This window comes from Polynucleobacter finlandensis (assembly GCF_018881755.1).
Taxonomy (GTDB): Bacteria; Pseudomonadota; Gammaproteobacteria; order Burkholderiales; family Burkholderiaceae; genus Polynucleobacter; species Polynucleobacter finlandensis.
Genome location: NZ_JACVPS010000004.1, coordinates 76,418 through 90,487 on the forward strand (window position 1 = coordinate 76,418; position 14,070 = coordinate 90,487).

At 43.5% G+C, this 14,070-nt stretch carries 15 protein-coding genes; 5 read left to right on the forward strand and 10 right to left on the reverse strand.

Annotation, left to right across the window (positions count from 1 at the left end; genetic code table 11):
- Positions 1–4 precede the first annotated feature (4 nt).
- Together ICN49_RS03790 and ICN49_RS03795 are read left to right on the forward strand one after the other, a co-directional pair.
- Positions 5–1,018, forward strand: coding sequence for a glycosyltransferase family 10 domain-containing protein (locus ICN49_RS03790; RefSeq protein ID WP_216165960.1), 1,014 nt, complete (start codon positions 5–7; stop codon positions 1,016–1,018).
- Positions 1,015–2,046 (forward strand): hypothetical protein, encoded by a 1,032-nt coding sequence (locus tag ICN49_RS03795; protein WP_216165962.1) that lies wholly within the window; start codon positions 1,015–1,017, stop codon positions 2,044–2,046. Before ICN49_RS03790 ends, ICN49_RS03795 begins: the two co-directional genes overlap by 4 nt.
- On the opposite strand, the gene ICN49_RS03800 is transcribed toward ICN49_RS03795, so the two are convergent.
- Genes ICN49_RS03800 through ICN49_RS03810 form a run of 3 tightly spaced genes read right to left on the reverse strand, consistent with a single transcriptional unit; the run spans position 2,043 to position 5,221 of the window.
- Positions 2,043–2,963, reverse strand: coding sequence for a glycosyltransferase family 2 protein (locus ICN49_RS03800; RefSeq protein ID WP_216165964.1), 921 nt, complete (start codon positions 2,961–2,963; stop codon positions 2,043–2,045). The genes ICN49_RS03795 and ICN49_RS03800 overlap by 4 nt on opposite strands.
- 2 nt (positions 2,964–2,965) lie before the next feature.
- Complete coding sequence (locus ICN49_RS03805) at positions 2,966–3,865, reverse strand: DUF6492 family protein (RefSeq protein WP_216165965.1); 900 nt, start codon at positions 3,863–3,865, stop codon at positions 2,966–2,968.
- A gap of 3 nt (positions 3,866–3,868) precedes the next feature.
- A complete protein-coding gene (locus tag ICN49_RS03810) occupies positions 3,869–5,221 on the reverse strand; it encodes a glycosyltransferase family protein (protein ID WP_369411503.1) in 1,353 nt (450 codons plus the stop codon).
- An 80-nt stretch (positions 5,222–5,301) separates the two neighbouring features.
- Between ICN49_RS03810 and ICN49_RS03815 the strand changes: the two genes are divergently transcribed.
- On the forward strand, positions 5,302–6,231 hold the full coding sequence (locus tag ICN49_RS03815) for a glycosyltransferase family 61 protein (RefSeq protein WP_216165967.1): 930 nt from the start codon (positions 5,302–5,304) through the stop codon (positions 6,229–6,231).
- 1 nt (position 6,232) lies between these two features.
- Here ICN49_RS03815 and ICN49_RS03820 read toward each other — a convergent pair whose 3' ends face one another.
- The 6 genes from ICN49_RS03820 to ICN49_RS03845 all read right to left on the reverse strand — a co-directional run bounded on the left by ICN49_RS03820 (position 6,233) and on the right by ICN49_RS03845 (position 10,345).
- Positions 6,233–6,952, reverse strand: a complete 720-nt coding sequence (locus ICN49_RS03820) for an FkbM family methyltransferase (protein WP_216165969.1) — start codon at positions 6,950–6,952, stop codon at positions 6,233–6,235.
- A gap of 12 nt (positions 6,953–6,964) precedes the next feature.
- Positions 6,965–7,933: an aspartate carbamoyltransferase catalytic subunit gene (locus ICN49_RS03825; protein WP_216165971.1), complete on the reverse strand. Its 969-nt coding sequence runs from the start codon at positions 7,931–7,933 to the stop codon at positions 6,965–6,967.
- Positions 7,933–8,436: a bifunctional pyr operon transcriptional regulator/uracil phosphoribosyltransferase PyrR gene (pyrR, locus tag ICN49_RS03830; protein WP_216165973.1), complete on the reverse strand. Its 504-nt coding sequence runs from the start codon at positions 8,434–8,436 to the stop codon at positions 7,933–7,935. Before pyrR ends, ICN49_RS03825 begins: the two co-directional genes overlap by 1 nt.
- 11 nt (positions 8,437–8,447) lie before the next feature.
- Positions 8,448–8,855 carry a Holliday junction resolvase RuvX gene (ruvX, locus tag ICN49_RS03835; RefSeq protein ID WP_216165975.1) on the reverse strand — a complete coding sequence of 136 codons (408 nt, stop codon included), beginning with the start codon at positions 8,853–8,855 and terminating at the stop codon, positions 8,448–8,450.
- Positions 8,848–9,432, reverse strand: a complete 585-nt coding sequence (locus ICN49_RS03840; protein ID WP_216166196.1) for a YqgE/AlgH family protein — start codon at positions 9,430–9,432, stop codon at positions 8,848–8,850. Before ICN49_RS03840 ends, ruvX begins: the two co-directional genes overlap by 8 nt.
- Before the next feature lie 103 nt (positions 9,433–9,535).
- The gene (locus tag ICN49_RS03845) at positions 9,536–10,345 is read right to left on the reverse strand and encodes a YdcF family protein (RefSeq protein WP_216165977.1); all 810 of its coding nucleotides are present in this window, start codon (positions 10,343–10,345) and stop codon (positions 9,536–9,538) included.
- Positions 10,346–10,408: 63 nt separating this feature from the next.
- On the opposite strand from ICN49_RS03845, the gene ICN49_RS03850 reads away from it, so the two are divergent.
- On the forward strand, positions 10,409–11,887 hold the full coding sequence (locus tag ICN49_RS03850; RefSeq protein ID WP_216165979.1) for a cryptochrome/photolyase family protein: 1,479 nt from the start codon (positions 10,409–10,411) through the stop codon (positions 11,885–11,887).
- Between the two features lie 32 nt (positions 11,888–11,919).
- Complete coding sequence (locus ICN49_RS03855; protein ID WP_216165981.1) at positions 11,920–12,759, forward strand: symmetrical bis(5'-nucleosyl)-tetraphosphatase; 840 nt, start codon at positions 11,920–11,922, stop codon at positions 12,757–12,759.
- 7 nt (positions 12,760–12,766) lie between these two features.
- Here the strand turns inward: ICN49_RS03855 and hemL are convergent, their stop codons facing one another.
- A complete protein-coding gene (gene hemL / locus ICN49_RS03860; RefSeq protein ID WP_216165983.1) occupies positions 12,767–14,059 on the reverse strand; it encodes a glutamate-1-semialdehyde 2,1-aminomutase in 1,293 nt (430 codons plus the stop codon).
- Between the last annotated feature and the right edge of the window lie 11 nt (positions 14,060–14,070).

A 14,070-nucleotide genomic window follows, 5' to 3' on the forward strand; every position in this document is an offset into this window, starting at 1 on the left:
ATAGATGATATTCGCGAATTATTATCAACAAGATAGAGTTAAAAATGCCTCATTTGAGGAGGTTGATAGACATCATACCTATAACCCAACCATTACCAATAGACTACTTAGATCCGAATTCCTGAAACGTGGAATTGAGCTAAACAACCCCGATGTCAATCAGGGGCGAGATATTGCCTTTAGCATTCTCCATGACGGCCAGAACATTGAAAACATTCGTGGGCCCAAATACGTTATTGCCACCGAGAATCCCTATATTTGCCCATTAAACGGGGATACGCAATATCTGAGCGCATTTGATGGAGTGTTTTCTTGGAATAGAGACTTATTACAACTCCCCAACGTAACCCACCTGTTTATTCCCAATCGAATTCACTTCGAGCAAACCCCAACTTTTTCAGAGCGCCCTATTTTTTCTTGTCTCATTAATGCAAACAAGGCATTTCGTGAAAATTTTGAAATTGATCTTTATAAAGAGCGGATTGAAGTGATTCGCTGGTACGAGAAAAAAGCACCAGCACATTTTTCACTTCATGGCTTGGGCTGGGGAAAGCCCGCGCCAGCCTTTACATTTACCAATAAGATTTCTAGAAGATTTCAGCGCTTAGCAACCCAGTTGTATGGATATAAACCATTCCCCAGCTATCAAGGTGAAATTGAAAATAAAGCAGACATTTATAAAAAAACAAAATTTGCTTACTGCTATGAGAATGTAGTCGATTTACCTGATTACATTAGTGAAAAAATATTCGATTGCTTCTTTAGCGGATGCATCCCCGTTTATTGGGGCTCAAATACGATTCAAGATTACATCCCAGACGGATGCTACATTGACCGTAGGAAATTTAACTCTACAGAAGAAGTCCACCAGTTCCTATTGAGAATCAATGCATCGCAATACGCAGAATATCAATCCAATATTAAGCAATTTCTAAATAGCCCGATTGCAATGCAATTCGACACAACAACATATGTCTCAACCATTATCAACAAAATTTCTCAAGATTTAGGCTTATGAATAGTCGCTTTTTAATTGACTATGACAATCCAGATGCTGGCATTGGTCACTCAATGGGAATCATCAATCGAGCCCTTAAGATTGCTGCAAGAAATAATTTAGACTTTGCATATTCCGAAGGCCAGCTAATCAAGTCCCATCAAGACTCATTACGATGGAAAATCAAACAAATTTTGCGCACTTTGCGAGGCAAAAAGCGAGATGAAACACATAATATTGGCAACGACCTCAATCGAATGCTTAGCCCCAAAAACCTGCTTGTCAGTCGTGAAGAGATTGAAAGCCGGATTCGACGTGGTGAACTTAAAGTAATCCCCCTTCCAGAGTTTGAAATTCACATTCCATCAAATCAGCAAGTGGATGATGAGGTCTACTCATCCATTGATCACTTCATTCAATCCCACCCAGAATCAAACGTCGTATTCACAATCAGTCGCAATCGATTTGGTGACCATGAATACGAAGCAAGCAGGGATTGGTTTATCAAAGCCTATACCAAGGCGCAGGAACAACATCCGATTCCACTTAAATACGATTCATCTAGGGTCAATATTGCAATTCATATACGGCGCGGTGATCTGCTTCCTAGTAGACAATTTTCCGACCTATCTTCAAGAATGCTCCCTGATTCCTGGTATTTAAATGTACTTCAAGTGGTCACTGCATTTAGTATTAAGCCAATCGCCATTCATATTTTTAGCGAAGGTTGGAATGGTCAATATATTTCCGAAAATGGCTTGCCATTCTCTTGGCAAGATCATTTTAAAGCCACTGCCTTTGAGGTCTCTGAGTATATTGATACTAGCTTCATAGATACATTTCACCATTTACTGCATGCTGACATCCTTATAGGCTCTAAAAGTGGCATGTCACATTTAGCCGGAATGTTGGGAGAGCAAATCAAAATAATGCCTGAAATGTGGCACTCATATAGGGGTGCAAATAAAACATTACTGCTAGGAAACAGCATTACCGAGGCGGAAACGTCTGCTATCACTAAACATCTCGCACAGAACCTATTGGATTAGGCATTGGGAAATAGACCCACCCAAGCAGCAACGCAATATCTCTCGAGACGAGTTAGTGGAGTCCAAAAACCATTACGCCTGTATTGAAAGCGCGCATATATCTCGCAATTTGCCTTAAATGAGATGCCACTAAATCTTTGATTCAATGCTTTTAACAAACCAACACCATTACTCAAGCGGGTAGACCAACCCTGTTGCTGAGGTAAGAATTTTTCAGGGATCCCTAAAAGCTTAAGATATTTTCTTTGAACCTCAGCCGTAGTCAACTTAAATTTCTCAAGATGTACAGCGCTAGTTTGAGCCGGGTAGCGCCTATAGGTTATCAGCCTGTCTTTCAGATTGATGAAACGAAATCCCGCAGCAGCCATCTGAACCCACAGGAAATAATCCTCTGAAGTGAGTATTGTAGTGTCGTATTTAAAGCGCTTAAAAATTTCTGCCTTGCCAGTGATTGTCGAATTACATAAGCCGCAATAAACACTTAGCAGTGCTCTCAAGTCGGCATCCGTAAACTTATCCTTAGATTTTTTAATACGGGTACTAGTCTCATCCAAAACCCACTGGGCACTGCCACAGATATCACAATCGCCCGCCTCCAGCACCTCTATTTGCGTTTCCAGGCGCGTAGGATCGGCGATATCGTCGGCATCCATAAGGGCAATATATTTGCCTTTTGCCCTATCTATCATTTCATTGCGTGCTTTTACAACGCCATAATTTTTATCTGATAGCACCTTAACAATTCGTGAATCATTGTAAGATTCAATGACTTTTCTTGTGCCATCACTTGAGCCATCATCAAAAATGATGAGCTCAAAGTTTGTGTAGCTCTGATTCAGAATGCTATCAATAGCTTCGCCGATAAAACGCTCCGAATTATAAGCAGGCATCAAAATACTAACCAAAGGCATATTCATGATTAAACCCAGCTTTGCAAGTATCGACCAACTCTTTTTAACTTTTTGAGCGCTCTAGAAACAATAGATTTTTGACTGCCCCCATAGTCCAAACTCAAATCCCAGCTGGACTGATAAATTACGCCTAAATAATTCTCTTTCAGCTTAGCAGTCGACTCACCCAACCTTCTCAGCAGAAAGTAATGCCAGTCATAGTAATAAACCCGAAACAGTTGCTCAATTGGGTACAACGGAATGGCTCGAAAATTTAATAAGGCCTCTAAGTACAGAAGAGTCTCGGGATGTTCTTGGGTACACAGATCCCAAAAAGTAATATTCCGCGGCTTCAGATACTCCTGGTCAAGAGATTCCCAAACCTTGGCTGACCATATAAATGGGGGGCAGGGGCAATAGTAGTTTGGGCCTTCCCGTTTAAATATGGCTTTGACCCTATCGCCCTCAGCTCGAAGATTTTCTGGAGCTTTACCATGCCCACGATTTACAGCTAGCTGAAAATATTCTTTATTTTGATAGATAACGGTGTACGGATTGCCATCATTAGCAAGAAAATCTGATTTTCTAAAATCTTGTATAAAAATACAATCAGAGTCCAAGCAAACATAGTTAAGGCATAGACCAAGACGCCAAAATTCTGATTTGATTACTTGCTGAGAAAAACTTCCAGGCTTTGTCTTCTCAATTCCAACTGGAGCCCTTTCATTTGCGGCAAGAATAGACTCGTCGGATATCCACTGATAAGAGCCTGCTCCTACAACTTTTACTAACTCCGCATATTGATCTTCAGGAGTTGATATGTAAAAAGGAATTTGATCTGCGTTATGAGTTTTTATTGAAGCCAGCAATTGTTTGAGGCGCAAAAAATCTTTGCGATAGGACTTACAGTACAGGGCCAAATTATTCACTAATCAACCCCCTTTAGTTTGCACATGCGAAAGAATGGTAGCAACCGCTTGGTCCACTCCAACTGGATTCCATAAGGGCTCAATTAACTGCTTTTTCTGCCAATCCAACCAAATGCGCTCCAAAGCCATAGCGATGTCACCCTCACCTCCAGCGGCACTTAAATACGATTTTCTATCCAGCAGCATTTGATCCAACTGAGGATTGCGATGCGTAATACCCCATATTGGTCGGCCTGCCCAGAGATAGTCATAGAACTTAGATGGAATGTACTCGGCACACCACTCATCATCACCATGAAGCAAAATGAGTACATCTGCTTCTTGCATTTTTTCGGCTACTCGCTCTCGTCCAGATTTTCCAGTGAGAACATCTTTTTCTAGTCGTCCATGAGCAAGCAAAATATCGGCATAGTCATAATTCTTAATTGCCTCAATAGACAGTGAATCCAAAGCGGCCCCATACTCGTGAACACGCAGATGATTTCTTGCCTCTGGATACTTCTGAAAGAGACTATGTGCGGCTTTTAAAACTGTAGAGAGGGATCGATCATTGGCTAATGAACCAAAATGACATAGATTTAAATACTGCCCATATTGGTGTGCGCTCTTCCGAGCCATTTCAACAGGAGGATTTGCACCTGGCATCACTACGAATCCATGGGCATTTCCAGTGGTATTCAAATTGGGGTTACGTACTTTTGCATAATGCAAAGCACCGTCCGTAAACCACCATACATAATCGGAGTGCTTACAAAGCTGAGCTTCTAAATAATGACGAAACCGAGCGTCTCGATTTTTAGGCTTCTGAAAACCTTGGTCATTGGGATCCTTGCGGATCACCAAGGGATCATGAACCTCAGAAATTAATGGCAGGCCTGTGGCCTTCTTCAGCCATACCCCAGCCAAATGGGCCGACCATGCGCCCCCAATCGAATAGATCACATCGATCTTGCCGGAGCGAATTAAAAAATATCCACGTACAAAGGCTGGAACAGCCCAGGACCACTGACTTGAGTAACCCAAGAAGAATTTCTCTAGACCTATCAGTGGGGCCAATACTATCGAAACAGTTCGCGTAAGGAATTTATAAATAAAGCCGCGCCCATATTGATTGGCAATCCAATGACGAAAATCGAAACGAAAAGCTGCAGGACCCCAGGCTAAGAACTGCTTATGTGGAAAGCGATGATCTTTTAAGCCGGTAATTGCACTAAACACAGTTGGATTGATGCCAGCATCCAGGAAGTATGGAATTTTGTCTGTGATAGTTAAGCTTGCTGCCCGACCATCCATGTTGAATGCATGAGACAGTAGCAGCCACTTTTTACCGAAGTTCCGACTAATATTTGCAGGCACTGTCAATCTTATATCCCTAAAGTGAGAGAATATGCATTATTCAACGAAAATATTAGTTCATATTCTAAGCGATATACGCCATGAGGCACATTAAGGCAAAAATTAAAAGACTCTGTGGACTCTTAATGCCCTCTAGGGATGATGCCTATAAATTCACCCTGATTGAAGACAGGCTTTACACAAAAGAACCAGTGTTTGTAAAGAATTCTCGCGTGAAAATTATTAAAAAAAATACCCCAAGAATTGCACTCGAAGTAGCGACCTCTTTCGATGAGAACTGCTACCTACTACTACTTCACGAAGATAATTTAGCGCATTTTTTCCACGATATTTTTTTTCCACTTTATGTTGCTTGGAGAATGAAAAATAAAAAAATATTTGCATCAATTAATGACAAACAATTTTTGAAGGATTTTCTGATTGCAGTTTTCGGAGTTGAAAATGTCTTTTTTTCTAATAGGGCAACAACATATAAATTTCTCAGCATCACCCCTACTCCCGAAAGCCGGGACCTGAAAGAGTATCCCGATTACATTGAAATCTGTAGGGAGATTAAGAGTAAGTGTCTATCTAATCTTGATATAGAAGAGCACAGATATAGAAATCTTCTTTATGGTCGCAATGAGTTAGCTCGAAAAAATTTGCTGGAGATCGACTCCGACTTTTTACAACAGTTAGACATCGAAAAGGTAGCACTCTCCGAACTGTCATTCAAAGAAACCGTCGAATTGCTATCAGAAGCAAAATCCTTCGTATATATGGTTGGGGCAGGAGTTTTCTATCTGCTCTTCTTGGACAAAAATGTGAAGGTGCTCGAAATTAATCCCGTAAGAAATAATTCATGGGCGCAAATGTTTGGAATGGAAAAACTGTGCCAGCTAAACGTATTCGTAAGCCAAAATACACAGGCAAGTGCACAGCCAGCGCAAGGAGATCAAACTTTAGATAATCACGTTTATTTTGACGAGAGTATCAAAGAAGAAATTATTGCACTTCTTTCCAAAACCTAACTTATTGAAGTGCTGACTTGTGAATAAATAGGCCATCAGTCCAGCCTGCCAAACCCTCTTGGTAATGGAATTGATAAAGTGAGACCAATACAAAGTCATGATCTAACAAGAAATCGTATACCTCTGAAAATCTTGGTACATTTTTATACATCTCAGAAAAAATGATTTCAAAATAAAGTAGCTTCACTTTGTTAGCAAGAATTGATTCCTTCGCGCCTTTAATAACCTCAAAGTCAAATCCCTGAGCATCGATTTTCAAAATATCAATTTTTGCAATGGAATTTTCAGTGCAAAACTGATCAATAGTCTTCACTGACACTACAGCCTGTCCGACAATCTCGCCACTGCCGCCGCTGCCCATCTCTAAAAATGAATTCATATCAGAGCTTGAGTTCTCGAATAAAGTCATCTCTCCGCTCTGAGCTCCTAATGCCATTTTATAAGGGCTAACGTTAGTATAAGCATTGGCTTTTTGCTCTAGCAAGGCAAAGGCTTTACTGCTTGGCTCAAAAGAATACATTGCAGCATCGGGAAAGTATTTTTTAAATCTTTCGATGGATTGGCCTACGTTTGCTCCCACGTCAAATATCACCAGATCACTACCTTGTACTCGTCTTGCCATATCACACAGAGGATCTTTGCCAAGACCTTCATTGTCGAAATGGGTTAAAGCAGATGCAATTTTTCGGGCGTATTTATTAAATTTTGATTTAAATGACATTTGATTTCTTGGTTAATTTCCAGCCACAATTGACATCACTGCCATGCGCACAGCAATCCCAAATGTAACTTGATTCAAAATGACAGATTGGGGGCCATCAGCAACAGCTGAGTCAATTTCAACGCCGCGATTCATTGGGCCTGGGTGCATGACAATGGCATCTGATTTTGCCAATGCCAAACGTTCTGGAGTAAGGCCATACTGCTTGAAGAACGCCGCGCCCTCGGGAACTTGGCCAGCCTCCATACGCTCTTTTTGGATCCGTAAAGTCATGACTACATCAACCCCCCTAAGACCCTCTTCGATGCTATGGAAGACCTTAACCCCAAGCATATCTAAATCACTAGGCAAAAGGCTTTCTGGCCCGATTGCACGAATATCAGTACAGCCTAGAGTGCGTAATGCGCAAATATTGGATTTGGCAACCCTACTATGAACAATGTCGCCAATAATGGCGACCTTCAGCCCAGAGAAATCTTTCTTAAAGTGGCGCATGGTGTACATATCCAACAGGCCTTGGGTAGGATGCTGATGACTACCATCGCCCGCATTCACCACATGAACATGCGGCGGTACATGTTGAGCAATTTCAATTGGCGCCTTAGAAACACTGTGGCGCACAACAAATATATCCGCCTGCATCGCCACTAAGTTATCGATGGTATCTAACAAACTCTCACCCTTAGCGGTTGAAGAAGTCTGGATATCCAAATTAATCACGTCGGCCGATAAGCGCTTGGCCGCAATCTCAAAAGTAGTCCGAGTACGTGTAGAGTTTTCAAAAAAGAGATTGAAGACGCTCTTGCCACGCAGTAAGGGAACTTTTTTCACCTCTCTAGAGGGGTCGGTCACACTGACAAACTGCTGTGCAGTATCTAAGATATGGATAAGCTGCTCTCTAGGCAGACCCTCAAGGGTCACAAGATGCGTTAAATCACCTGCAGCATTGAATTGATTAAATGGTTGAATAAACTCACTCATCAGTCGCGATCCTCAAGTTGAAAGGTGAATTTACCGTCGGTATTTTTTTCCAAGACAAGTACTTGGTGATCAGGGGCTTGCACTTTCTCGCCCACGAAATCTGCAGAAATAGGTAGCTCACGATTATCCCGATCTGCCAATACCATCAACTCCACTTTGGCTGGTCGACCAAAGTCAAATAATTCATTTAGTGCAGCACGTACAGTTCTGCCTGTTAGCAAAACATCGTCAATCAAAATAAGATGTGCGCTGTTCACGTCATAAGGCAACTGGGTGGGCATTGTTTTAGCGGTCCGAATTGCAGTCATGCCTTTTTCAGCGTAGTCATCACGATGAAAGGCGACATTAATGACCCCGTAATGAGGTAATTCCAAATCAGCAGCCAGACGCTCAGCAATCCATGCTCCGCCCATGGCTAAACCAGCCAGTTCAAAAACTTCCCCTGACGCCTTGCGCTTGCGCAAAACTTCTAGCAACTTTAGATAGGACTGCTCAGCATTCATCTCAACTTATCCTAATTCTTCTCATGAAAGTACTGCTCCAAAATCAAGGCAGCAGACTGTGCATCCAAATTGTCCCGCATCTCTGGATTTCCCTTCAAAATAGCTGAGGTATAGCGTTCATCCACCCAATCGACCGGCAGATGAAAGCGTCCGTTGAGCTGATTCCCAAACCTCTGGGCCTTTGCTGTCATTTCATGGGGTACGCCATCAGGATGTCTTGGGAGACCAACAACCAATTGATCAGGCTGCCATTCCTGAATTAGGGCCCCAATAAGCCTAAAACGAGTGTCATCGCCATTTTCAGCAATGGTTTGTATAGGCTGCCCAGCTTTAGTTACCGTATTTCCAATAGCCACCCCAATTCTGCGAGTGCCATAGTCAAAAGCCATTACTGTGAGGTCTTTTTTCGCCTCAGGCATGTCCTGCCTCGCCAGAGAGGTGAGAAGGATCAAAACCGAGATGGCTCATAGTCCGCTCGTAGCGCTGGCTAGAAGGGGTATTGAAAATAATCTCTGCCATCTCCTCACGGCTCAAGGGAACATTAATCCAGCCGTTGAGCGCAATTTCTTCTTCTAGCTGCCCTGCTCCCCAACCGGAATACCCAAGGGTCATTTGAAAATGCTTTGGGCCTTGACCATTGGCGACCGCTTCTAAAACATCCTTGGAGGTAGTCATGGTGAGGCCCCCTGGCACTGCAAGGGATGATGAGTAGGCACATTCAGGGTTTGGCTCGTGCAAAACAAAGCCTCTTTCAATCTGTACTGGCCCGCCAAAATAAACTGGTTGCTGAAGTAAAGGGGCTATTTCAAGTTTGAGTTCAATTTTGTCAAACAGGGTTGCTAAATCAACCTCGGTTGGTCGATTCACCACTAAGCCCATGGCGCCCTTCTCTGTATGCTCGAACAGGTAAATCACAGAGCCTGCAAAATTCTCATCCACCATGCCAGGCATAGCAATTAAAAACTGATTTGCCAGATGATCGGCGGAATAGGAGATGGATGACCCCGCACTTGGGGTTTGGGTGGGTTTTAGTGCTGCGCCCACAGGGGCTTTCTTAGCCGAGCTCATGTAGGTTTATTTTACCGAATTTACTGATTCACTAGATCTTTCCGGTAGCCCAATAAGCGAACAGGCCAATTGCCTCATGGGTCAGCTTATGCCAATTCTGAATCCCATCCTCCAGATCAAATGAAGCCCACCTCAAAGTGGAAGCAGTTTGATAATCCACTGGCACCGGAACCACCTGGATCCCCTGTTTTTCGAAAATCTTCACAGACCGATACATGTGACTTGCGGAAGTAATTAAAAGCCAAGGCTTTAGGGCCCCATCGGAATTCTTTTCGCCGAACTCGCCAATCATCGGCTTCATGTACAAAACGTTCTCATAGGTATTGCGAGATTGATTCTCATAATGAGCCGATTTATCTGCCAAACCCTGCTCAGCAATCAATTGCTTAAAGGCATCCGCCTCTGATACCCCCTTGGGGGATAGGCGCCCTGAGAAGCCACTAAATATAAAAGGTAAATTTGGGTATTTACGTATGAGCTCAAATGCCTTAGTTACACGCTCCGCTGCAGCGCCAATTGAAATCTCGCCACGATCTACGGCAATTTCACCACCCTCGATTGCGCCACCCAAAATGATGATCCCACCAATATCTTTCTCTGAAATTTGAGCCAAATTGGTCTTTGGAACAACGTCCTCAAGCGCCCGTAAAAATATTTCCGATGTCGGCAACCACCCTACCAGCAGTAGATCCAGCAAAGCAAGCAGCAGAAAACGCTTACATAGATGAGATTTTCTCAAACCCAGAAATAAGAGACTCAGAACCACAAAGACAATAACCCAATTTAATGGCTCAATGCAAAACTGCACAGCCTTTGAGACTATAAAAAATAATGTATCCATATGAAGAAGGATATTACCCTGTCGCTCAAGCACGCCAATCAAATAAGCCCTAAGATAGTGGCTATGAAAAAAGTACTGGTTTGGCTACGTCGTGATCTGCGTCTTTATGACAACACAGCCCTTCATCACGCTCTCCAGCAAAACAATCAAGTCTGGCTAGCCTTTATTTTTGATATTGGCATCCTCAAACCCCTCATACAAGGGGAGCTAGATCAAGATGGGCTTAAGCATGATCGGCGAGTAGACTTTATTTGGCAAGGCATTCAAAAGATTGATGAGGAACTGCGCCAACAAGGTGGTGGTCTGATCATTCGCTATGGCAATCCCACGGAACGCATTCCCCAGATCGCTCGTGAGCTTGGTGTAGATGCTGTATTTACCAATCGTGATTACGAACCCTCTGCCATTGCTCGCGATGAAATGGTTAAAGATAAATTGTCTGAGCTCGATATTGAATTTGAAGATTTCAAGGATCAGGTCATCTTTGAGAAAAAAGAAATCCTCACCAACTCGAATACTGTCTTTTCGATCTTTACACCCTACAAAAATAATTGGCTGAAGACGCTTCGAGAACAAGACTTAGCTGCTTATGATTGCACTCCCAAGAACAATCAATTTGCACCCATTCCAAAAAAACTCGATTCACCATTGCCAAGCCTTAAATCAATGGGATTTGCAAAAACTGGTATTGAGTCCTATTTGCCACCAGGCTCTGATGGTGGACAACATTTTTTGGAAGACTTTCTCCCGCGCATTGATCAATACCAGATTGGCAGAGACTTTCCGGCCATCAAAGGTGTTAGCTACCTGTCCACCCATTTACGCTTTGGCATGCTATCGATTCGAGGTCTGGTCCGGGAGACCCATCGCCGTATGCTTGCTGGCAGCATGGGTGCCACCATTTGGTTAAGCGAACTCATCTGGCGTGATTTTTATTTCATGATTCTGGCCAATCATCCCAGGCTTGCCGATGGTGTTTCCTTCAAACCAGATTACAACAATATTCAGTGGGAAAGTGGCTCGATTGCCAAAAAACTCTTTACCGCCTGGTGTGAAGGCAAGACCGGCTATCCACTAGTAGATGCAGCCATGCATCAACTCAATCAAAGCGGCTATATGCACAATCGACTGCGCATGGTCGTTGCTAGCTTTTTAACAAAGGATCTGGGCATTGACTGGCGCTGGGGTGAGGCCTACTTTGCAGAGCATCTAAACGACTTTGAATTTTCCTCTAATAATGGCGGCTGGCAATGGGCTTCATCATCGGGTTGTGATGCTCAGCCATATTTCAGAATTTTTAATCCCATCACACAGTCTGAAAAATTTGACCCTGAGGGTAAATTTATTCGCAGATATTTACCTCAACTAGAAAAACTTTCAAAAAAATCTATCCACGCACCCTGGGAAGCCGGCCATATTGAGCTAGAAGCTGCGGGAATATTGCTGGGGCGAGACTACCCATTGCCTGTCGTCAACCATGATGAAGCGCGCAAGAAAACCTTGGTGCGCTATAGCGTCGTTAAAAAAGTTAGTGCCGAATAGCTTCGTATTTGGTTTCCCCTTTAATATAGGGTATGAATAAGATTTACGCTATTGGCGATATACAAGGATGCGCCCCATCCCTCAAAAGCCTCATCAAGAAAATACCTAAAGAATCAAAAATGATTTTTCTGGGAGATCTTGTTAATCGTGGTCCAAGCTCACTTGGAACGCTTCGTCAGCTTAAGTCCCTCCAAGAGCAAGGTCGTGCTGAATGTATCTTGGGTAATCATGATTTGCATCTACTGGCAATCGATGCCGGCCTTCGCAAGACCAAAGGCCTGGATACTGTCAGTAGCATTCTCCGTGCCCCCGATCGAGCTGAGTTAATTCATTGGCTGCGCCATCGACCCATGGCTTTAAGTAATGGCAAAGTCATTACGGTTCATGCCGGAATTCTGCCGCAATGGGACCTTCAGCAAACTATCGAGTGCGCACAAGAAGTTGAAAAAGCTTTGCGGAAAAAATCCTATGTTGATTTTCTGGCTAATATGTATGGCAATGCCCCCAATAAATGGAGTAATTCCTTAAAAGGTAGCGAACGTCTGCGCGTAATCACTAATGCTCTAACCCGTTTGCGTTTTTGCACCCCCACAGGGCAAATGGAATTTGAAAGCAAAGAAGGTCTGGAGAATGGGCCTAAGGGATACATTCCTTGGTTCAAAGTTCCAAAGCGTAAAACCCAAGATGCTTTGGTTTATTTCGGGCACTGGTCTACCTTGGGTTTAATGAGGCGAAACAATGTCATTGGGCTCGATACGGGTTGCGTCTGGGGTGGCAAACTTACCGCTATGGAAATCCCAGACTCAGGCAAAGACTCTAAGAAACTAGAAATCATTCAAGTAGACGGCTACGACCATCCCTTGAGGATGTAAAAAAGTCTTAGAGCTTCTGAAAAGACGTTTCTGCAGCAGTGATGATTTGTGCAAGCACTGCATCATCATGTGCAATCGAAGTAAATCCAGCTTCGTAAGCTGATGGCGCAAGATATACACCTTCATCTAACATTGCATGGAAGAACTTTTTAAATGCCTCAATATCCGTTTTAGTAACTGCTTCGAACGTGGTTGGCACTTTATCTGCAAAGTAAAAGCCAAACATGCCACCAACACTATCAACAGCAAATGGAATGCCCGCCTTATCAGCGGCCTGCTTCAATCCCGTCATCAGTTTTTGGGTTTGAGTGCTCAAACAATCGTAAAAGCCAGCTCGAGAAACAATCTCTAAAGTTTTAAGTCCAGCAGCTACCGCAACCGGATTACCAGACAAGGTACCTGCTTGGTAAACATTTCCCAAAGGCGCTAACTTGGACATGATTTCTTTTTTACCGCCAAAGGCAGCCATTGGCATACCGCCGCCCATTACCTTACCGAGACAAGTCAGGTCAGGAACAATCCCTTGCAAAGATTGCGCACCACCCAAGGCAACCCGGAAACCGGTCATGACTTCATCGTAAATTAATACACTACCGTGCTTACTAGTCAAATCACGAATCGCCGATAAAAATGCTTTTGAAGGCTGAATCAAATTCATATTGCCAGCAATAGGCTCCAAGATGACTGCTGCAACTTGGTCTCCCTGCTTCTTGAATACCTCTTCAATGGCAGCAACATCGTTATAAGGCAGCACTAAAGTATGCTTCACCAAATCCTGAGGAACGCCGCCAGAAGATGGCGCATTCTGAGTAGAGTCGGCAAAGGTTAATAAGCCAGACCCCGCTTTAACCAGCAAACTATCGGCATGGCCGTGATAGCAACCTTCAAACTTAATAATCAAATCGCGCCCAGTATGGCCACGCGCTAAGCGCAAAGCACTCATCGTTGCTTCGGTCCCGCTAGATACCATGCGCACCTGCTCAATGCTCGGCACCAATGCGCAAATACGTTCAGCCAATTCGATTTCGCCTTCGGTCGGCGCACCATAACTAAAGCTTGTCTCTGCCGCCTTTTTTACTGCCTCTACTACTTCAGGGTTGGCGTGACCAACAATCATCGGACCCCATGACATGATGAGATCGATATAGCGCCTATCTTCAACATCCCAAAAATAGGGGCCTTTTGCCTTAGCAACAAAACGGGGGGTGCCCCCAACCTGCCGAAAAGCCCTCACTGGAGAATTAACACCTCCAGGAATGGTTTTTTGTGCACGCTCAAATAAAACGTCGTTTTGTCCCACGGTCATTTCCT